The sequence below is a fragment of the Enterobacter asburiae genome, assembly GCF_008080435.1.
GTDB lineage: Bacteria > Pseudomonadota > Gammaproteobacteria > Enterobacterales > Enterobacteriaceae > Enterobacter > Enterobacter asburiae_C.
Genome location: NZ_VRKN01000003.1, coordinates 50177 through 71510, shown reverse-complemented (window position 1 = coordinate 71510; position 21334 = coordinate 50177). Strand labels below are relative to the sequence as shown.

Genomic DNA, 21334 nt, shown 5'->3' with positions numbered 1-21334 from the left:
AGGACAACAGATTTAAATTTTTAGGCCATCATTTGTAATTTATCCCCCTCGCGAACCACAAAATCCAGAAAAAATGAAATGGCGGTTTAATTTTGTGAGTCTGCTCACTCAGCACCGGGAATAAAAGCAGTTACTCTTCATCCAGACGTCGCACGCGTGGCTTTAAAAAGCCTAATAACAATAACTTATCTCTACCCTCGTGTAATGCGGGAGGACCCTGTGCAACCTGAAAATATTCATCTGGATAATCCACTGACAAGCCGGGAAGAGGTGCTACGGCTGGTCAACGATATGCTGAACGCGGTGACGCCTTATTTTAAAAAAGACGCCAGCCGCATTGATTTAGCGAACTTTACCGCTCACTACGGCCAGCAGGTCGCGAGCATGGAAACGTTTTCCCGCCTGCTGTGGGGCGTGACGCCGTTGTTGGCTGGCGGCAGTGAGCCGCAACACTTCTCTTTCTATTTACAGGCGATAAAAAACGGCACCAATCCGCAGCATACCGATTACTGGGGCGACGTCGCGCCTTACGATCAGCGAATCGTCGAGATGGCGGCCTACGGGCTGCTGCTGGCGCTGGCGGGCGATACCGTACTGGCGCACTTCACCGAGACGGAGAAAGCGAATTTATGGCGCTGGCTAAAGCAGTGCGAGACCCAGGAGATCCCCGATAACAACTGGCACTTCTTTCCGATTCTGGTGCAGGTCGGCTTCCATCATTGCGGCATGCCGACCAACCCGCAGGTGCTGGAGAATCATTTTGCTGCCATGGAGCACTACTATCTCGGCGATGGCTGGTACTCCGATGGTCCGGGTCGGCCGCGCGACTATTACATCTCGATGGGCTTTCATTTCTATGGCCTGATTTACGCGAAGCTCATGGTCGAGGTCGATCCAAAGCGTTGTGCAACGCTGCGTCACCGGGCCGCGCGTTTCTCCTCTGACTTCATCCATTTCTTTGCCGAAGACGGCGCGGCGATCCCGTTTGGCCGTAGCCTGACCTACCGCTTTGCCGAGGCGGCGTTCTGGAGTGCGGCGGCCTTCGCCGGGCTGGAGGTCTTTTCGCCCGGCGTGATTAAGGGCATCGTTCTGCGCCATCTGCGCTGGTGGCTGAAGCAGCCGATGTTCGACCGCGACGGCGTACTCAGCGTCGGCTACAGCTACCCGAATCTGGCGATGGCGGAAGACTACAACGCGCCGGGTTCACCGTACTGGGGCCTGAAGACCCTGCTGGCGCTGGCATTAGATGAGGGCGATGCCTTCTGGCAGGCGGCTGAGCTGCCGCTGCCGCCGTTGCCCGTCCAACACACGATAGCTCATGCGGATCAGGTGGTGGTGCATCAGGCCGATCACCTGTGGATGCTGACTTCCGGCCAGCTGGAGCTGAACAACTTCGTCAATACCGAAGCGAAATACTGCAAATTTGCCTATTCCACCCGCTTTGGCTTCACCATCGAACGCGGGCGCTACGGCCTGAACCATGCCGCGCCCGATTCGATGCTGCTGCTGGCCGAAAAGGATAACTACTGGCGTGGCCGCCGCGAATGCCAGCACGTGGTCACCGCAGACGGTACCATTTACAGCCTCTGGCTGCCGTGGCGCGATGTGGTGATTGAGAGCTGGCTGCTGGCGCTGGGCGACTGGCAACTGCGCGTCCATCGTATCAATACCCGGCGCGCGCTGGATTGCGTGGAGGGTGGCTTTAGCCTGGCGAATCGCCCACAGCCGCAGGCACACGAGAGTGACAGCGCCTGCTGGTTACGCAATGCCCAGGATGTATCAGCCATTTTCTGTTTACATCCGCACGCCCGCGGCGGCGAGACGGTGGTGACGCCGCCAAACAGTAATCTGTTGTTCGCCGAGCGCGCGGCGGTGCCGGTGCTGCGCGGTGAACTCGACCCCGGTATGTATTTGTTGATAAGCGCGGTGTGGGCGGGAAATGCCGCCGACTTCGATCCGCAACGCTGCCCACAGGCCATCATTAGCGATGACGCGGTACGCTTCGTGACGGCACGACAGGAAACGACGCTCGTTCTGGCCCCGGAGGCATCGCTATGAGCACATCATCGTCCGTACGCGCCGCACAGTACAAAATGAGTACCTTTATTTTTCTTTACTTCTTCACCTGGTCATCCAGCTTTGGCCTGTACGCCTTATGGCTGAGCCAGAAAGTGGGCCTCGATAGCGTCACCATCGGCAGCGTGTTCGCCATCAATGGCGTCTTCGCGGTGGTCCTGAAGCCGGTGTACGGCTACATCATGGACAAAATCGGCATGAGCAAGTGGCTGCTCTATTTTGTCTGCGCCATTTCTGCGCTGATGGCGCCGTTCTTCGCGCTGGTGTACCAGCCGCTGCTGCAAAGCCATGCGATGGCGGGGATTATCATCGGCGCGCTGTATCTGAGCCTGGGCTGGTACGCTGGCGTGGCGGCGTCTGAATCTTACGCTGACCGCTTTAGCCGCCTGTACGGCCTGGAGTTTGGCCGCATCAGAATGTGGGGTTCGCTGGGCTGGGCGATGGCGGCTTCGGTCTCCGGGCTGTTGTTTAACCTCACGCCGCTGGCCAACTTTCTGCTCAGCAGCGGTACCTCGGTACTGATGCTGCTGGTGCTGATTAGCCTCAAAATCGGCGATGAGCAGCTGCGCAATAACAGCGTCATCTCCGCCAATAAGATCGTTTTTGCCGATGTGTTGATGCTACTGAAAAACCGCAAATTCTGGATGTTTAGCCTCTACGTCGCCGGGGTGGCATGGATGATGTTTATCGCCGAACAGCAGTTCCCGCGCTACTTCGTGTCGTTCTTCGCCACCAAAGAGCAGGGAAATGCCTGGTACGGCTACCTGAGCACCGTCCAGTCGGGGATGGAGTTCGTGATGATGATGTTTATCCCGTGGCTGGTGAACCACTACGGTGCTAAGCGCGGCATGCTGTTCTGCGGCTGCGTGGTAGGAGCGCGGCTGATAGCCTCCGGACTGACCAGTGACCCGATTGTTATCTCCATCATCAAACCGTTTTATGGTGTCGAGATCGCGCTGCTGCTGATTTCGGTCTTCAAATACATCGCCGAACATTTCCATCGTCGGGTTAACGCCACGATGTACCTGCTGGGCTACCAGGCGATGATTTACGTTGGCTCGATCGTCGTCGCCCCGCCTGCCGGCTATCTGTACGACAAGATAGGCTTTGAGCATACCTATCTGCTGATGGGCTGCTGCGCCCTGATATTTACGCTGATTTCCGCCTTTACGCTATCGCGATGCCAGTCGACGCGCGATGTCTCACGACCTTTTGCTCCGGCTTTAGATACCGCCCCGGTTGAACCGGCCAAACATTAATTCAGGAGTTGTTATGACCAAATCTGTTATCACCGAAGCGCTGCGGCCGATCGAACTGCATCAGGTCGATCGCCTGGTACTGAGCCAGAAGCTGGAAGCGGCGTTAACCCGCGTAACGCGCAAGCTCGACAAAAATATTGTCGCCTTCGGCGATAAGTTCCCCGGCGAAGCCTGTGAGAAGGGTATTTGGCCGCGCACCGATAACGTGGAGTGGACCACCAGTTTTTGGCCTGGCCAGCTGTGGCTGGCGTGGGAGATGACCGGCAAAGCGCATTATCGCGAAGCCGCCGAGCGCTATTTACCGTCGTTCGCCCGGCGTATTGAGCAGCGTATCGACACCGCAACGCACGATCTCGGGTTCCTCTATTCGCTCTCCTGCATCAGCGCCTGGCGGCTCACCGGCAACGAAGCCGCTCGCCAGTCGGCGCTGCTGGCTGCCGAGCGCCTGATGGAGCGTTTTAATCCGACGGCCAACATTATTCAGGCGTGGGGTGATTTAAACGACCCGGAGCAGCAGGGGCGAATGATCATCGACTGCAATATGAACCTGCCGCTGCTGTACTGGGCCAGCGAACAGACCGGGGATCCTCGCTATGCGCAAGCGGCGACGGCTCACGCCGGACAGGCAGCGCACTATATCGTGCGTGAAGATGCCTCGACGTATCACACCTGGTATATGGATGTGCAGACGGGTGAGCCGCGCTTTGGCAACACCCATCAGGGCTACAGCGATACCTCGTGCTGGTCGCGCGGCCAGGCATGGGGCATTTACGGCTTTCTGCTCAGCTATCAGCACACCGGCGATAAGCAGATGGTTGAGCTGTCACGCAGCCTGGCGCATTACTTCCTCAACCGTCTGCCGGAAGATGATGTTTGCCACTGGGATCTGGCCCTGCTCGGTACCGACGCAGTGCGCGACAGTTCAGCGGCGGCGATTGCCGCCTGTGGCCTGCTGGAGCTGGTCAAGGCGCTGCCGACGCTCGACGCAAACCGTGCGTATTATGAAGAGATGGCGCTGCGTATGGCGCTGTCGCTGACCGATAACTACCTTGCTCATGACGACGATCCGACCGAAGGGCTGCTGCAGCACTCGGTTTATCATATGGGCAGCGGTAAGGGCGTCGATCAGTGCTGTAGCTGGGGGGACTATTTCTATCTTGAGCTGCTGGCGCGGCTGCGACAGATTTGGCATCCGTACTGGTAACCCTGAAGCAATGGAGAGCAAGATGAAAAGCGTAGCCGTGCTATTAGCCCCCGGTTTTGAAGAGGGGGAAGCGATCGTCACCATTGATATCCTGCGCCGCCTGAATATTACGGTGCAGACGATTGCCTGCGGCGAGAGTCGCGAAGTGGTGAGCTATCACGCCATCCCAATGGTGGCGGATAGCACCCTGAAGGCCAGCCTCGATCGGACCTTTGACGCCGTGGTGTTACCGGGTGGTCCGGAAGGCGGCGTCAACCTGAGGAAAAGCGCGGAGGCGATCGCCTTCGTTCGCCGTCATGATGAAGCGGGCAAATATATCTGCCCGATTTGCTCCGCCGCCGCCCGCGTGCTGAGCGGCAACGGACTGCTCAAAGGTCGCCGCTATGTCTGTTCCGGCGATTTGTGGAAAACAGTCAGCGATGGCATTTACGTCGATGCCGACGTGGTGGAAGACGGCAATCTGCTGAGCGGCCGCGGGCTGGGCAACGTGTTTGATTTCGCCTTTACCCTGGCGGCGCGATTACAGGGTGATGAAGCACTGGCGCGCGAGCAGGCCAGTCATATTGATTACGCGTGGCAGGATACCGATCCCTTATTCGGGCAGCCCGTTTACCGGCACATCTGAAAACCTCCGGCTATGCCGGAGGATATTTATGGCGGGATGACGGGAAGGATTACTCCGGGCCTCTGGCCCCGGTGAGGTCATACAGTGAATAACGTTTTTGCAAAGGCTGCCCGCCATCGCGGGTGAGCGGTTCCCAGTTGAGTTTCGCGTGGGTGTTGGTGGGACGCGTACTCATCAAATCCAGTGGAATGGAAACGTAGAAGCCTTTGGTGAAACTGCCTTCACCGTAATCGTGGGATGAAACATTGGTAAGAGTGGCATAGGCTCCGGCCGTAATGCCGCTGGCGAAGCGCCGTGAAATATCCACCGTGCTACCTTTATCGCCAGCGAGATAACGTCCCACGCTTATCTTCACCAGAAACTCATCGGCAAACTGCGGCTGCCAGTACCCGGTTACATGTCCGGTCGTGACGCTGTAATCCGCCATTTTCATCGGATTGTTCCAGTCTCGCTGCTTCACCTGATTGAGGTCGGCACCGAGGGCCCACTGCTTTTTGAGGGGACGATAGAGCACTTCGCTGCCGACGCCCGCGAACATCATCTCAAGATAACCGCCGTAGTTTTGCATGTACCAGCCGTTGCCCAGCGTGCTGGTATGCGTCAGCTGTAAATTGTTCAGATAGACATCGCTGGTGCTGACGTAAGAACGAATATGGGTTCTAACCTGTGGGATATGGCTGTCAGCAGGGGGGGCGGTGTAGTTGAATTTGTTGTAGTTATTATGCAGGTTGAGTAAGCCTACGCCGCCGACTTTCCAGTTATCGGAAATCTGATAGCTGGCGCTGCCGCTCAGGGCAATCTGGTACATATAGAACGACTCGGGCCCGCCGAACGACTGGTTGAGCACCGGCGACCAGTTGAACTGCCAGGGAGATTTTTCCAGGGCATAGCCCGCCAGAGTTGATGCAGGTTGCTTTGGCTCCTCGACCCTTCCCACATTCGGGGGCTGCGGGACTCCCGGCGGCATTCCACGCATCACTTCCGCGAGGGAAGAGGTTTCGCTGCGATAGCTCACCATCGGTAAATTATCACGCTCTTCGGTGATGACAATCTGGCGGGCACCCGCTGGCAGGGCGTTCATGATGATGCGGTTAGCGCGATCCACGCCTTCACTCCAGTCACGATAATCGGTCTGCATACCTGTGACATACACGGTATCACCCACACGATCGATGCGCGGCGAAGCAAAACCGGCGTTATCGCGCAGGGCAGTCAACTGGGTCGCGACGACATGAGGGGCAAAGTTTGCCGGTTGCTCCGAGGGACTGTATTCCGGTTTTGGTGGTATATATGCCTGACTGCGCAGCGTTTCGAAATTGGTGTTGAGCGTGATGCCGAAGGTGAGGGTATTTCCACGCTCGTAGCCAACGGAGAAGTCACTCCAGTCATTCAAACGGTACAGCACCCCGACGTTCACCAGTGAATCTTGCTTTAACCGCCCGGCCCGGTCGTTACGATAGTTGTTGGCATCATATTCAGCTTTAATGCGCAGAGGTTGCCAGGGCGTCTGATACTCCACGCCGCCGAACAGCGCTGTCGGGCCATGGAAAAAGCGATCGGCATCAACCGAGCCGCCGCGGCCACTGTAGCTTTCGCTGCGCTGGCAAAAACTGTTGCTTGCCCGACAAAATGGGTTGGCAATGTTGCCGCTGTTGGCGAGGTAACCCCAGCCTGCTCCTACCGTGAAATCAAATGGTCCTGCGGCTTTGCTGGCGACCAGGTATTCGCTATCAAACAGTCCTGTTCCGCCGATATCCCGAAACCCCAGTGAAATATCGGGCGTCCAGCGCGTCTCCTGCCACAGCCGGGCTTTGAGGTCGATGGCTTTGTCTTTGTATGTCTGATCGCCGCTGAAATTTTTATCACCGTACTGGCGGGTGCGAACGTCAGTATAACGAATCGTGGTTTCAAGCCACGGCATGAGCTGCAGTGACAGGGCCCAGAATCGGTACTGGTTGTTGTCCCGATAGCTCATGCTGAATTCCCCTGACGGGGCCATTCGCGCGCTCGGGGTTTGCAACAATCCCACACCGCCAAAGTCGGACTGGGAAGGGGAGACATAGGGAAGAGACAGCGGGGTGCCGACATCTGCGCTGGCAACCGTGCTGATGCCGCTAAATAATAGCGCAATGCTGTAGCTGAGAGGGGTGAATTTCATGGTTTGTCAGTCCGTTGGCTAAGCAACTGAACGATACGTTGGTTCAGTGTCTGATATTGCGGTGATAATGCGTTGAGCTGCAGGTTCAGCCAGATTTGGCTGCCGGGCTGCGGTTCATGGTACCGGCGGTTCCAGTAGCCTGTCGGTACCATTGTGACAGTGCCATCCGGCGCGATGACCGTGACATTATCCGGGTCGATACCGGGCTGCCGCCGATCTGCGGCCGTCAAGGCGGCGGTTTGCTGGCCGGCAATCCACGGCGTGCTCTCGCGGGTACCGTTCCAGAGTGTCAGGTTTTGCGCCGGGAAGGTTCGGAGGTACAGGCGATAATCACCCTCGAGTCCTGGCGAATTCTCAGGTTTCAGGCGTACCCAGTCTGGATCCAGCTGCAACGAAAAACCGCCAATGACTTTCAGCGCCTGAAGACGCTGGCTTAACCATGCGATACGCTGAGCCTGACGCGTATCGCCCTGGTCTTGTAATTCCTGAACTGCTGAAGTGAGTGTCTTCAGAATCTGCTGCTGACGAAACTGCTGTTCAGCATCGTTTGCAGGAGTGGAAAGGCGTGCGCTTTCCCAGTCGATGTTTTTAGGGAGTGCCGGATGGGTTACCAGCTCGCTCAGGTTATCGGCGGTGACTTCAGCCACGGCACAGGCTGGCTGGCAAATGAGTGCGATTTTCCCCTGACCGTAGCCCGGCGGGGTTGCTGCCAGAAGCATGGCGGCAAGTATGATTTTTTTTTTCATCAGGAATACGGTTTTAGCAGGGTAACAGACCACGTCTGGCCATGAGGATGCAAAATTTGTTTGCTGTGAACGATGCGTCCGGACTGGGGATCGACCCAGTAACGTTGCTGCCAGGTCGTCCCGTCGGCTTCAGCCGTCACGGTTTCTTCCAGCACGCGGTAGCGATGCGTTACGCTCAGTACGGTAAAGTCCTGCGAACCCGCCCAGTGGAATCGCGAAATGATGTTGGCAGCGTGAAATCCGTTATCCTCCCACCGTGCCTGCGCATGCCATTGCTGGCCTTCCTTAATCGTGAGCGGAGCCGCAAGCGGATCCTGTACATTGCTCTCCAGACTCAACAGGTTAGCGCTAAAGCCGAGCGTTTTTATGAGGCGTCCGCTTCGCGCGGCGATCATTTTTGCATCGGCAGTGAGCCACTTTTGCGTGTTCTCCTCATCCCAGGCAAGCACGATAAACGCCTGCGGGCCATCGGCAACGGTGAGGGCCATCGAGGCATACGGCACCTGATCGACCTTAGCGCGGTCGATGAAGGCATCCTGCGAAGAAAGAGACTGGATAATCGTCTGGGAGAGGATCCCGGGACGATGCTGGCTGCATGCGCTGATAAAGAACACTGCACCCGCCAGACAAAATTTTTTGAACATAATAGACGTCATAGTGAAACAGAAAAAAATGGGGCTCAGAGGAGCCCCATGAAGGTATTGTCAATTAACGCGTAGACGTGGTCGTTCCCGTGTTGCCGCTACCGTTGCTGCTGTTGCTTGCTGCAACGGCTGCGATAGCGACGGCACCCACGACGCCAGCGCCTACGGCAACGGCTGTGCCGGTCGCCACACCCGCCGCGGCGGCAGACGATCCTGCTGCGGTGCCCGTTGTGCTACCCGCAGCAGCGGTTTCGATTGCGGCGAAAGAAGCCATTGGCGCGGACAGGACGCAGAGCAGCAGGGCAGATAATTTAATAAATTTCATGTTATTTCCTTATTGGTGATTACAGTGGTGTATTCCTCAAAGGGCAAATAAATGCCGTGTAGAGAAATAAGGGGAACCTCAAACAGTGGATGTTTAAGGTAAATATTTTATGATGGGATTTTTAGTTATCGCCAAAAATATCGCGTGTATAAACTTTACTTTGTACATCGATGAGCTCGGCGGACATTCGATTAGAAATAATCACGTTGACGCTGCTCTTGAATTCATTGAGATCTTTAATCACCCTGGAATGGAAAAATTCATTTTCCTTTAGCGCCGGCTCATAAATAACAACGTCAATGCCTTTGGCTTTAATACGCTTCATAATGCCCTGAATGGAGGACGCGCGGAAATTGTCCGAGTCAGCTTTCATAATCAAGCGGTATATGCCCACGCGTTTCGGTGAGCGACGGAGAATAGCATCGGCAACAAAATCTTTACGCGTGCTGTTAGCTTCGACGATCGCGCCGATAAGCTTGTTAGGCACGTCACGGTAGTTGGCCAGGAGCTGTTTCGTGTCCTTGGGCAAGCAGTAGCCACCGTAGCCAAATGACGGGTTGTTATAGTGATGGCCGATACGAGGATCCAGACACACGCCCTCAATAATCTGACGTGTGCTGAGGCCGTGAGTTTCGGCATAGCTATCCAGCTCATTGAAATAGGCGACGCGCATCGCCAGGTAGGTATTGGCAAAAAGCTTGATCGCTTCGGCTTCTGTCGAGTCAGTGTAAATGACCGGGCAGTGCTTATCGACCGCACCTTCCAGCAGCAAACTGGCGAAGAGTGAGGCGCGTTCGGATCGTTCACCAACGACAATTCGCGATGGGTGAAGGTTATCGTGCAGGGCTCGCCCTTCACGCAGAAATTCCGGTGAGAAGAGGATGTTTTCGATACCCAGCAACGCTTTGATGTGCTGCGTGTAACCCACCGGAACGGTAGACTTAATAATCATCACTGCCTGCGGGTTAATGTTGACGACATCTTTAATCACCGCCTCAACGGAGGCGGTATTAAAGTAGTTTGTCTCTGGGTCGTAATCTGTCGGTGTGGCGATAATCACGAAGTCAGCATTCGTATAGGCATCGTGTTTATCGGTTGTGGCGCGAAGGTTCAGGTTCTTATTTTTTAAATATTGCTCAATATCGTGATCAATTATCGGCGATTTTTTATCGTTCAATAAATCAACTTTGTGCTGAAGGATATCAAGGGCGACAACCTCATGATGCTGAGCAAGCAGAATGCCGTTGGATAAACCGACATATCCGGTTCCGGCGATGGCAATTTTCATAATAGTTTAGCTCTAAGGATGAATAAGCAACTTGCTGCGATGCTTAGTGACCTGACTGATGGATGATAAATATTTATTGATGACGATGGCTTCATCAAAATGGCTGGCGATATGCATACGACTGTTTTTACCTAACTGAGCAAGCTCATGCTCCGTCGCATCAATAATCTTTTCGATGGCTTCAATTAAACTTGACAGACAGCCGGGTTCACAGAGATAGCCGTTAAATCCGTCCACCACGGTTTCACGGCAGCCGACGTTGTCAGTCGTGATGATCGGTTTACCCATAGCGCCGGCCTCGAGCAGCGACCTGGGCACACCTTCCCGGTAATAAGAAGGCAGGACCACGCAGTGAACATCTTTAAGTACGCTTTCGACCTTATCCGTCACGCCCAGATAATTGATAATACCTTCATCAACCCATGTGCTGATTTCATCAATGTTCACACCTGAAGGGTGTTGAGCTTCGCAAAAACCTAAAAGAGAAAAGTCGACTTTATTACCGTATTTTTGTTTAAAGTGCCTTGCTGCATCGGCAAATAAATAAACGCCTTTTTCCTTCAGCATTCTTGCTGAGAGAAGGAATTTAATTGTCTTTTCTTTCTGTACTGGCGTGAAAGCAAAACGTGCGAGATCGGCACCTGAGCCGGGTATCCGCTTTTTAATTGCTGCTGTGCCAATATTATGCTTTCGGAAAACGGCCATGTCCTCTTCATTCTGGAAGAAGATATACTCTGCTTTTCTTTGGCTTATTTTATAGAGTGCACGCACAATTTTATTTAAAAAACCGTCACGAATAAATGCGTGACCCAGTCCGGCAATGTTATTGATTACAGGAATGTTGAGTGAGGCTGCTGCAAGTGAACTGTAAATATTATTTTTGGGAGTGAAGTTTAAAATCGTTTGTGGCTTTATTTTCAAAAATAGACGGAAGAAACTGAGACATGTCAAAGTATCAGTCACAGGGTTCATTCCTCGTCCGTCAATTTTTATATCATGCACCCGGCATCCTAGCGCACGGAGTTTATCCGTATAGTCATCAAAAGGAGAAATAACATGGACATTGATTCCTCTGTTAATGAGCTCTACGATAGTGTTTTTTCTGAAATTATAAATATACCAACTGGTATTGGCTGTGATAGCAATATTGTTCATGATTTATCAGTAATAAAAACAGAGGTATTTCTGTATGGAAATATTAAAGAGAGCGGTATAACGCAATCCATTTTTGAGCAATCGCGCTCATCGAGAAATGTTGTTCAATATGGCAACGGGAAGCTTCACCCATTTGTCGCGCTTCTTCAGGAGAAAGATTCAGCGCCTTGATAATGGCCTCAGCCAGGGCAGCGGAAGAGTGCGGTGGAACTAAGAAACCGTTGCCGCTGAGAGCTTCTCTAATCCCACCGCAGTCAGTCGCAACAACCACGCGTTCTGCTGCCATCGCTTCAATAATAACTAATGGAAAACCTTCCCAGGCAGATGACATAACGAAAATATCTCCAGCGCTTAACCATTCATGGACGTTGGTTTTCATGCCAAGCCAGTGCACACGGTTAGCAACTCCAAGCTCGATTGCCAGGGTTTTCAATTCGGTTTCAAGTGCACCACTGCCAATAATGGCTAACTGGGGCTCGACAGGAGTGCTATTTTTTATTGCGGCAAATGCACGTAATAAGTTTGGGTAATCTTTTGCAGGAGCTAACCGACCGACTGAGAGCAGTAAAGGTGTCTGCGGATCGACACCGATTTCACGGCGTAACTTTTCCCTGTTAACTTCGTTAAAACAGAAGTTTTCAATCTTAATTCCGTTGTGAATGGTGGCGACTTTATTTTTATTAACGCTTCCGCGATTTATGATGCTTTTAGTCGCTGCCAGACTGACATTAGTGGAGAGCGTCGATAACGGGTCGGTGATTCTGCACATAAAGGCCCGTAGCGATCCTCCTTCGTAGGAATTATGGGATGTGGAAATTAGCTTTGGTATTGGTGTAGTGATTCTAAGCAGGCGGGAAAAAATGTTAGCATGTACCATATGGCTATGGACGATGTCTGGTTGAAACTCTCTGATCGTCTTACGTGCCTGGAAATATGCTTTAAGAAACGAGAGTGAATTTTTCAGCATTAATAGTTCAACCAAATGAATTGCACTATTTTTAGGTCGCCGCTGTGATTTACCGGAGATGGAAATAAGCTGCACATTGTTTCCAGCATCTGATAACTCATCTGCCAAATTACATACTTGTATTTCAGCTCCGCCAATATTCAGACCTGTAATAACAAAGGTTATTCGCATAATACTTCCTCATAATAGGATATATAGAGTGGTGCTTTTAAAGGAATTTGTTAGCTTAAGATTGATTCTATTTGTTTGGTGTGTCAGGTATTATGCTCATGAGGTGTAATTTGATATTGAAAATTATTGTTATTAATCGATGCAGGCAGGAAGTTTTAGAAAAACTGATTTTTCCAGTTTTGTATATTATTCAATGGAAGGCTGATATTTGTGGTCATATTACCATTAAAAATATGTATGTACTCCTCCAGGGATAAATCTCTTGAAATTACAGGTAGATTGAAGTCTTTCTTTTTTTCTTCCGCTCTATTATCAACTGACAAAATTATGCTGCGTTTAAATTTTTGCATTGCGCGTATCCCCGCATGGAGTCTCGTTCCTGCATAATCTACTGAGTGCGTGTTTGACAATGCTGCATCAAAATCCGAAAGGTTTGCAGGAATGATTTTAATATCCTGAATTAGATTACCAAGAGACTGAAGGTAAGAATAGTCGTTGGCTCCCTGAACCCAAAAATATATATCTTCATATGATTTTTTTAGTGCTCTGATGAAGATAGAATCCTTGATAGAATCTTTCCTGTAATCAGTTAAGGTGAAAATGACATTTTTCGATTTTCTGGAGGGGATTTGAGTGCAATGATCGTTATCAAGATCCCACATGGTTGGACAACCGGTGTTCAGTATATTCTGTACCCCTGTACTCCTTAATAATTTCTCCGTATAAGAGTCTCTTACCGAGTGTATATGCTTTTTGCTAAGAATATTTCGAAGAAGTAAAGATGTATAAATATCTGGGTTATTTTGATAGTTGGCCCAACCGACTCCAAGCGTTACAGTATCTTTCATAAATAATGTGTTCAGCATGCCAATATTCCACTGCCGGTGAAATAGCATTGAAGAATTTAGGCAATTCGTTCCGCAAAGAAAATTCAAAGATATTTGTCTTTGCCTTTTAATGCCCACTCTGGTTATTCTCTCGTGGGTAGGGAAATGTACCTTTTGAGTATGCGGAAACGTTTTGCAAATTTGCTTGTAAGCTGAATCCATGATGATGAAATCACCAACATTCATTGAGCAAATACTTGTGTCAAGAATCCCTATCTTCGATGAATGTGTGTTAATAAACAAAATTATAAGCCTTTTCTGGAGGTTGAAAATAAACGGTAGAGTAGTGAGCAAAGCAGCCCGTTTAACAATATGATTATAGGTAGCAAATATTCAGTGTCAGTAAGTTGATATCGGGTGATTGTATAAAAAATTGGGATATAAATTATACCTGCTGATATAAAGTTGCTAAAGAAAATTACTTTGTGGAATTTCCTTGCTTTAAGGACATAAGCGTCGAATCTAAAAATTCCCGTTATCGACTGATAAAAACACATTAAAAATAATATACTTAAGTGGTAATGGTTTATACCAAATATCTGCGAATAAAAAGTCAATATTGAAATTGAAAATAATATTGATACTATAATTCCATTTTTATAATATTTCTTCTTTGCCGTTTGTAAAGCATCAGTTTTACTTTCTAAGATAAGCCCTCTGAGCTCTGGCATTATTTTATTTTCAATAGATGTATAATATATTGCTATAATTCCAGAAAGGCTTAGCGCAAGACGTGAAAACACAAGTTGTTCATCGTTAATACATTTCTCAAGAAAAATGAAACTACCCTGCGTTATGCTCCAAAAGCAAATCATGGATGCAGTAGACCATTTTCCTATGTCCCAGTATTCATATATTTTTCTTTTTACGTTAGTCATGCCAGACATTGCTTTAAAATGTTTTCTGTTATAGATACCTATAAATATTGCTATTGTGGCTGTGCATGATGCTAACGTTAATAGATATATCCTGGCATCATTAAAGTGGTAGTAGTGCAATAAAAAATATGACAAGGAAGTGGTTATTAATAACGATAGCGACATTATTGCTGATTTTTTTTCATTTTGACTTATATATAAACTTTTGCGTAAAAAATCGTATGATGAGGAACTCACTGAGGCTACCAATAAAAGTCCGCTATAGACCCAGTCTCTTTCGTTAAGATAGAAAACCACTGACAATATTAATGAGAAAAAAGTAGATATTACTAACAATGATTTTAGCGAGAATTTGTAATAACTTGCTTGAGTCGATTTATCTGCGCCGAATATCCAAAATGGGCCAACAATAAAAGCTGATGTTACGATTAATGAAAGAGCGGAATACGAGTTAAAGACAATGTACCTGGAAGCCTGTTCGTTACTTAAAAATCTTGAAGCGAATAATACCACTCCGATATTTAACAATGAAAATGAAAATTGGTCTATATATTTACTTAAACTTTGGGTGTTTTTTTTGTTGGCAATTATTGAATTTATGAAAGTTTTCATGATTATGACAGGTGTATTAAAATCATTTATATTGCCTTTGGAGGATGTGGATTGTAATGGATTAAGTCTTAGTACCAAAAGTCTGTTTTCAATGGTACTGGTTTTGTGTTATTTATGCTCCCATGTGTAAGCTATTATTTTAACCATTCTATAATGTGGCTCTCGTAAAAGTAATGATGAGTATATTTACTATATGTAACCCACAAAAATAATGTCAGCATTGAGAAAGAAAAAATAATGGCAGACATGATTAAATCTAAGTTTTTTTTACTGGATGAGACGGTTTTTATTGTAATTAATGTCGATAGAACAATAAAGTAATATGACACTCTGTCAGCTATTGTGCTGCTAATGAATGATAATAATATCATGGCTAATGGGGAGAGGATACATGTCAAGTGTATTCTTTTTGTTAGTGGTGGATTATATTTCCATTTGTGGGGGTTGAAAAGTAAATATACCCCTGGAATAAAAAGATATCCAATGCGTAAATAAACTCCGGCGCTTTCCATATTAGATGTTATATAATGTTGATATCTGTCCATTGGCAGATATATTATAGCTGCTATCAGTGATACTAACCCCAAAAAAATAAAAATGATATTTAAATCGATGGCAATAAATAAAATAAGCAGCATTGCCGATGTATGAAATAAACCGGCCAGTAGTGTGTAGATAAAGAATTTTATCTTATCGCCATTAAGAAGATGTGCAAATGCGATGACCATAACGGCCAGTGCCACACCCTGGCGAATATAGTTCACTCCCGCCATGACAAAAATATAAGCACCACTTAAGGCGAAGAAATAATAAGGGTTTATTTCTGCCGTTTCTGCTCCTTTGATGATAGCCATGATAAAAATAGCGGACGTGACGAATATGACGAAGCCGAACCCAATATCTGACTGAAAACCGAGTATGTTGACCAGTTTATACAGAAGTTCATGCGTATCGTAACGCCACGGATCGGAATTGAACCTGTTATACATTCTGACATAATTATACCAGTCGACGCCCACTTTATCTCTCAATCCAATGATTAACGTAAAGTAAAGCGTGAAGAGGGCGTTCATTACCGCTCGAGCGTCTTTATCTATTTTTTCGTAGATATACCCTAAAATACCCGCCGTGAGTATTATTACAAAATAAATGGTCATTGCGTTATCCAGGTCTTGTATTGCTATGAGCGGTATATAACAGAGATATCTGATTAGCTATACGAGTAGGCATTATACTCATAGGCATTACTTGCTGTTTTTTCCACGCCGTTCAGGATAACGCCGTTGACGGTAATATCATTCTGTACAAAGCGTTTCACGGAAACTTCAACTTCTTTTATCGAGTTTTTCTGGAAGCGAGCAACAAGCATAACGGTACCGGCATATTTTGCGGCAACGCAGGCATCGCTCACGGCTAATACTGGAGGGGTATCAACAATCACGAGGTCATAATTATGCTGTGCCCACTCCATCAGGTTCGAGAAGGCCTCGGTCATTAGCAGCTCCGATGGATTCGGAGGAATATGGCCTCGGGAAATGAAATTAAGATTTTCAATCTCTGTTTTCTGAATAACCTTTTCATATTCGCTCGTGCGATGCAGAATTTCAGAGACACCATGCTTGATCTCGCTTCCCAGGACGTGGTGCATCTGGCCCTTACGCAAATCGGCATCAATAAGCAGCACCCGCTTGCCGGATTGCGCAATCACTGTTGCAAGGTTGCAGCTGACAAACGTTTTACCGGCTTCTGGCGTCGCCCCGGAGATAAGCAAAATGTTGTTTCTGGCCTGCATCATCGCAAAGTGCAGGCTGGTTCTCAGGCTGCGCATCGCCTCAACGGCTAAGTCTGAAGGATTATCCCGGGCAAGCAAATGTACGGAGCGCATCTGCTTTCGTTTACTTCTGGTAATGGTCTGATTTTTATTACTCAGCCATTTTGATACCGGGATGGTGGCGTACACATTCACCCCTAAGTTTTCAATTTGCTCGCTGTTTTCAATCCCTGTGTGCAAGAGCTTGCGGAAAATACAATAAGTGACAGAGGTAAACAGACCAAACATAAAGCTTATCAGAGTAATCAACGGTTTAACGGGCGCGACGGGTTTTTTCTCTGTAACGGCGTGGTCGATAATTCGCACGCTGCCAATGGCGCTGGCTTTGTTGATGTTCAGCTCCTGCTGTTTGCTCAGAAGCTGCATATATACTTCCTGACCTGCCTGAACATCACGCGTCAGGCTTAGGACTTCCTGCTGCGTTTTCGGCATGGCGCTAATACGCGCATTGAGCTTATCGCGCTCCTCAGTCAGCACCGCTTTTTGTTCCAGGAGGGTTCGATAGGCCGGGTGATCGCGGGTATAGAGCTTTGAGATTTCGGCTTCTTTAAAAATCAGTTCGTTAATTTGTGCCTCAAGGCCCACTGCCGTTTCCAGAACGGATTTGGCCTCCAGCGATAAATCGACAGAGTCGTTTTTCTGGCGGAACTGATGGAGGAGATTTTCGGATTTATTCAGGTTATTCAGAACCAGCGGTAGCTGCTCTTTAAGAAATTCCAGACTTTTGGACGCTTCTTCTGATTTGCGCTCGACGTTCTGTTTCAGGTAGTTGTTGCTGATGCTCCTTAAAATCTCTGCCGTTTTCTTTTTATCTTCACCCCGATAGGCCAGTTGCAGCATGCCGCTGTCGTTACTCATATCTTTAGCAGTGAAGCTATTCAGAAGCTGATTCACCGCTGTCAGCTTATCGAGCTTAGTCAGCGTAAAGTCCGTTCCTTCGTCGGCATTAATCTCACGGATAACAAAGCTGATGCCATTTTGAGAAAAATGCTCTCCGGTTTTACCGGTGTACGCCGTGCCGTCAATCTCGATTTGATAGGTGTTTGCAGCAGTCACGGTAAGCCGCAAGGGGATATCTAAAAAGTCCTCAGGGACGGTCAGATTTTCCACTTTAACACTGCTGTCCTGTTTCCCCAGTAGGTTGGCAATAGCCTTGCCGATGATCGGGAAGTGCTTTTCCTCTACGGCGGTGTCGAGATGTAAATCATCCACCGTCTGACCCAGGACCATTCGTGATTGCAACAGGCCAATTTGCGGCTGCGACTCCTGCTTGCCACCCGGAATAGCATCCGATAGCTGGCTGAAAATACTTTTGCCGGCGTCTTTTTCAACCTGAACCAATGCTGTGGCCTGGTAAATCGGTGTCGCCGTAAAGACATAGGCCACACTTGCCAGTGTGAAAATTGACGTAATGGCGATAATTCTCCATTTGCCATCGCGCAGAATGCCGATGACGTCTGCCAGGCTCAGTAGCTTCTCTTTTTCGCTGGCGTTCTTTGAAATGTGGTATGAGTCAGACACGTTATCGAATCTCTTTTCTGTTCTTATTCAACGCCAGTTCCCAGCGCGCAGCGCTCTGAGCCAGTTGCTTATAAACCAGTTCAAACATTTCACGGCTTTTTTTATAGGGATCGGCAATTTCAAGCTGATCCTGCCAGTGACCGAAAAGCATGGCTTTCCCGCTTACTTCTGGATAGCTTCTTTTAATCCGCTCGAGATGGGATTTTTCCATTACCAGAATCAGGTCGTACTGCCTGGCAAGTTCAGATGTGAACGCCTGCCCACGGTGCCCGTCAAGCGATACGCCGTGCGCTGTAGCGACTTCCGTTGCGGTGGCATCGGCTTCTTTTCCCACCAGTGCACCTAATCCGGCGGAATCAATTTTCTTATCCGGAAGAGCCCGGCGCAATAACCGCTCCCCGGTGGGGGAACGACAAATATTGCCAATGCAAACAACTAAAATTGAGTTAAACATGGTTACCATTGCTTAATCATTCGGGCGGTATTGGTCATATCGTTGATACCGGAAATGGTAGGGACCAACTGGCTTAATACGCGGTTCCAGCGGGTGACCGGCGCCGTGGTGACATACACCACGTCATAAGGCTGGAGCCTGAACTCTGTACCCATCACCAGAGCGGTAGCGTCGGAAATATTAAGCTGATAGACGTTGGCCAGCTTGCCACTGGCATCTTTTCCGCCGGTTGAGCGAATGACAAAAATGCCGGTTGCATCGGCACTCATCTGGTCGATACCTTCGGCATTGCCCAGCGCCTCTGTCAACGTCATGCCGCTACGGTCCATCTTCAGGGTGGTTTGCTTTTTCACTTCGCCCATGACGAACACTTTCAGGTCGTCGTTGCGGGGGACGAAAAGAATGTCGCCGTTATAAAGCAGACGGTTTTGCTGCAGATCGCCATTCTTCATCAGCGCCTGAAGTGAGATTTGCTCATCTTTACCGTTGTGCGTAAGCACCGCGTTATTCCAGTCGGCACCTTCGGCCAGACCACCCGCCTGATTAATGGCGTCGATGATGGTCAGCGGAATATTGGTGATAGCTTGCTGACCGGAACGGGTCACCTCACCGGTGATGTAGGCTTTTTGCGAACGGAAGGCGGCAACGCTGACGTCTACCTGTGGCGACTCGATAACTGTTGCCAGTTTTCTGGTTAACTCGTTGCGGACCTGAGCCAGCGTTCGGCCTGCAACTTTAATCTTGCCTGCGTAGGGGTAAAAGATGGACCCGTCGGACTTAACCCAGTTCCCGGTGTCAGAGGCGCTACGATATTGCCCGGCAGGGGTGGTGAGCTCAGGGTGGTCCCAGACGGTGACCATTAAGACGTCGCCGACGCCAATACGATATTCGTAGCGGCGGATCTCGTCGGCCAGATCGGTGTTTGGGCGAGCGACAACCGGCGCAGGTTTCAGCGATTCAATCAATTTGGGTGTGACGCGGTAGACGTTCACTTTATCGCTAATATCTGCGCTGGCGTCATTCGCATTAATAATGGTTTTGCCTGATGTCGACAGGTTACTGCCGGGCGTGAGGGTGCATCCGCTGAGCAGAACAGCAGACAGGGCTATCGCCCCAAACTTAACGGTTATCATAGTGAAAACTCGATTCATCAAAGGAGGTGAAAGTGCGGCTGGCGCGCTTTCACTAACAAAGCATGAGGACGCATGGCTGCAGATTTTTATCGGGCCGCGTGGATTTTCGGGTCGGGATTCCGTTGCTGCAATGCGTTATTCATCAACACGTAAATACCAAAAACGGCAAGATACAGAGCCATGGACAAACTTTCTGTGACGCCCACTTTTACCAGCGTCATCCCCATTCCTGCCAGCGCGGCGGTGAGCAGTACCATCACAAAGACAGTCTGGCGACTGGATAAACCGCAACGTAATAAAATATGGTGCAGGTGATCCCGGTCGGCATGAAACGGGCTTTGCCTGCGGCGCAGACGACGGATCATAACGGCGACCATATCCATCAGCGGCAGGGCGATAATCCAGAGTGCGGTGACCGGCGCCATAATGGCTTTACTGCCCTGGCTGGCATTCAGAATCAGCCAAAGCATGGTGAAACCAATAACCATACTTCCGGCATCACCCATAAAGACCTTTGCGCCCACTACACCAAGATTGCTGATCAGGTAAGGAAGCAGGGCCATTATCATCAGTAAACACCAGAAAGCAGGCTGCTCTGCACCTGCAGACAGGAAAGTGACCATTAGTGCTGCAAATATTACGGCGGAAACAGAGCCCAACAGCCCGTCAATACCATCAATCATATTGAACGCGTTGATGGCCGCCCATCCGGCAAAAAGGGTTATCAGGTATCCGGCCGATCCCAGCAGAAGTTCATACTCGCCGAGGACGAACCCAAACGTATTGAGATAGACATCATCGAGGATAATAACAAGTGCAGCTAACGCCTGCGCCAGTATTCGTGGTATGACCGGGAGATCGTAATAATCATCTGCAATGCCAACTGCCAGTAATATTGATATACCGACAATGTATGCTATGAAATTTGCGTCGACAAATGGGGCAATATTGAGATGCAGCACATGAAATATGACTATACTGCAATACACTGAAATACCGCCTATTAAAGGTATCTCACCTTTGTGCTGTTTTCGACCACCGGGCTTATCCACCAGACTGTATTTTCTGGCTAAAGGGCGAGCAATGATTAAGGTTGTCATTGCTATACAAAACATGATGATAGCTTCAGTCATGACGGCTCCTGTAACCTTCGCCCCACGCTACCGCCCATGGTGAACAGGAAACATGCCCTGTGCCATTCAAATAAATCATTTCATTTATACTTCCCGAATTTCATTGTTCCCGTCGCGATAACGTCAGGCGCGGAAATTAACCGGTATAGTATATTTGCCTTGCTGGAAATATTTAAAACACGATAAGCCATCATAAATGGCCGTATAGGCAGGTGTTATTCAAAAGTGATTCGTTCTATTTTGATAATTGACGTCATTGTTGGCCGT

General features: G+C 49.3%; 18 protein-coding genes. 4 read left to right on the top strand and 14 right to left on the bottom strand.

Features of this window, described 5'->3' with window-relative positions:
- The first annotated feature begins 219 nt into the window (after positions 1–219).
- The 4 genes from FU672_RS06175 to FU672_RS06160 are packed head-to-tail and all read left to right on the top strand — an operon-like array spanning position 220 to position 5164.
- Positions 220–2058, top strand: a complete 1839-nt coding sequence (locus tag FU672_RS06175; protein ID WP_148242564.1) for a DUF2264 domain-containing protein — start codon at positions 220–222, stop codon at positions 2056–2058.
- On the top strand, positions 2055–3335 hold the full coding sequence (locus tag FU672_RS06170; RefSeq protein ID WP_148242563.1) for an oligosaccharide MFS transporter: 1281 nt from the start codon (positions 2055–2057) through the stop codon (positions 3333–3335). Before FU672_RS06175 ends, FU672_RS06170 begins: the two co-directional genes overlap by 4 nt.
- 13 nt (positions 3336–3348) lie before the next feature.
- Positions 3349–4539, top strand: a complete 1191-nt coding sequence (locus tag FU672_RS06165; RefSeq protein WP_148242562.1) for a glycoside hydrolase family 88 protein — start codon at positions 3349–3351, stop codon at positions 4537–4539.
- 22 nt (positions 4540–4561) lie between these two features.
- Positions 4562–5164, top strand: coding sequence for a DJ-1/PfpI family protein (locus FU672_RS06160; RefSeq protein ID WP_148242561.1), 603 nt, complete (start codon positions 4562–4564; stop codon positions 5162–5164).
- Positions 5165–5213: 49 nt separating this feature from the next.
- Here FU672_RS06160 and FU672_RS06155 read toward each other — a convergent pair whose 3' ends face one another.
- The 14 genes from FU672_RS06155 to wecA all read right to left on the bottom strand — a co-directional run bounded on the left by FU672_RS06155 (position 5214) and on the right by wecA (position 21067).
- On the bottom strand, positions 5214–7322 hold the full coding sequence (locus FU672_RS06155) for a YjbH domain-containing protein (RefSeq protein ID WP_148242560.1): 2109 nt from the start codon (positions 7320–7322) through the stop codon (positions 5214–5216).
- The gene (locus FU672_RS06150) at positions 7319–8068 is read right to left on the bottom strand and encodes a capsule biosynthesis GfcC D2 domain-containing protein (protein WP_148242559.1); all 750 of its coding nucleotides are present in this window, start codon (positions 8066–8068) and stop codon (positions 7319–7321) included. Before FU672_RS06150 ends, FU672_RS06155 begins: the two co-directional genes overlap by 4 nt.
- The gene (locus tag FU672_RS06145; protein WP_187360784.1) at positions 8068–8712 is read right to left on the bottom strand and encodes a YjbF family lipoprotein; all 645 of its coding nucleotides are present in this window, start codon (positions 8710–8712) and stop codon (positions 8068–8070) included. Before FU672_RS06145 ends, FU672_RS06150 begins: the two co-directional genes overlap by 1 nt.
- Positions 8713–8776: 64 nt before the next feature.
- Complete coding sequence (gene yjbE / locus FU672_RS06140) at positions 8777–9037, bottom strand: exopolysaccharide production protein YjbE (protein ID WP_148242557.1); 261 nt, start codon at positions 9035–9037, stop codon at positions 8777–8779.
- 121 nt (positions 9038–9158) lie between these two features.
- Entirely contained in the window at positions 9159–10325 is a 1167-nt protein-coding gene (locus tag FU672_RS06135; RefSeq protein WP_148242556.1) for a nucleotide sugar dehydrogenase, read from the bottom strand.
- A 12-nt stretch (positions 10326–10337) separates the two neighbouring features.
- Positions 10338–11480, bottom strand: a complete 1143-nt coding sequence (locus tag FU672_RS06130; RefSeq protein ID WP_148242555.1) for a glycosyltransferase family 4 protein — start codon at positions 11478–11480, stop codon at positions 10338–10340.
- A 43-nt stretch (positions 11481–11523) separates the two neighbouring features.
- The gene (locus FU672_RS06125) at positions 11524–12618 is read right to left on the bottom strand and encodes a glycosyltransferase (protein WP_148242554.1); all 1095 of its coding nucleotides are present in this window, start codon (positions 12616–12618) and stop codon (positions 11524–11526) included.
- 155 nt (positions 12619–12773) lie between these two features.
- Positions 12774–13691 (bottom strand): polysaccharide pyruvyl transferase family protein, encoded by a 918-nt coding sequence (locus FU672_RS06120; RefSeq protein ID WP_148242553.1) that lies wholly within the window; start codon positions 13689–13691, stop codon positions 12774–12776.
- Positions 13692–13750: 59 nt separating this feature from the next.
- Complete coding sequence (locus FU672_RS06115) at positions 13751–14995, bottom strand: hypothetical protein (protein ID WP_148242552.1); 1245 nt, start codon at positions 14993–14995, stop codon at positions 13751–13753.
- Positions 14996–15129: 134 nt separating this feature from the next.
- Positions 15130–16152, bottom strand: coding sequence for an EpsG family protein (locus FU672_RS06110; protein WP_148242551.1), 1023 nt, complete (start codon positions 16150–16152; stop codon positions 15130–15132).
- Positions 16153–16205: 53 nt separating this feature from the next.
- Complete coding sequence (locus tag FU672_RS06105) at positions 16206–18347, bottom strand: polysaccharide biosynthesis tyrosine autokinase (protein ID WP_148242550.1); 2142 nt, start codon at positions 18345–18347, stop codon at positions 16206–16208.
- Between the two features lies 1 nt (position 18348).
- Positions 18349–18801: an arsenate reductase/protein-tyrosine-phosphatase family protein gene (locus FU672_RS06100; RefSeq protein WP_316043720.1), complete on the bottom strand. Its 453-nt coding sequence runs from the start codon at positions 18799–18801 to the stop codon at positions 18349–18351.
- A gap of 2 nt (positions 18802–18803) precedes the next feature.
- Positions 18804–19934: a polysaccharide export protein gene (locus tag FU672_RS06095; protein ID WP_148242548.1), complete on the bottom strand. Its 1131-nt coding sequence runs from the start codon at positions 19932–19934 to the stop codon at positions 18804–18806.
- 86 nt (positions 19935–20020) lie between these two features.
- Complete coding sequence (wecA, locus tag FU672_RS06090; RefSeq protein WP_148242547.1) at positions 20021–21067, bottom strand: UDP-N-acetylglucosamine--undecaprenyl-phosphate N-acetylglucosaminephosphotransferase; 1047 nt, start codon at positions 21065–21067, stop codon at positions 20021–20023.
- Positions 21068–21334: the final 267 nt, after the last annotated feature.